Origin of the sequence: Brevibacillus sp. SIMBA_040 (assembly GCF_046535075.1) — a bacterium.
Taxonomy (GTDB): domain Bacteria; phylum Bacillota; class Bacilli; order Brevibacillales; family Brevibacillaceae; genus Brevibacillus.
Genome location: NZ_JAWRXI010000444.1, coordinates 1 through 230 on the forward strand (window position 1 = coordinate 1; position 230 = coordinate 230).

At 54.8% G+C, this 230-nt stretch carries 1 pseudogene; it reads left to right on the forward strand.

Annotated elements, in window-relative coordinates:
* Window positions 1–230, forward strand: a pseudogene (locus SB752_RS33380) (zinc-dependent alcohol dehydrogenase); the annotation flags it as partial.

The following is a 230-nucleotide window of genomic DNA, read 5'->3' on the forward strand; positions in this document are numbered from 1 at the left end:
AATACTGCGTGGCTCCGGCAGCATATGTGGCACGAATTCCAGATGAGCTGGGGGATGTGGAAGCGGCTCCGATCCTGTGCGCAGGGGTAACTACTTACAAGGCATTGAAGGTAGCGAATGTAAAGCCGGGAGAATGGGTAGCGATCTATGGAACCGGAGGCTTGGGTCACGTAGCGCTGCAATATGCCAAGGCAATGGGCTACAACGTAGTAGCTGTCGACATCCACCAG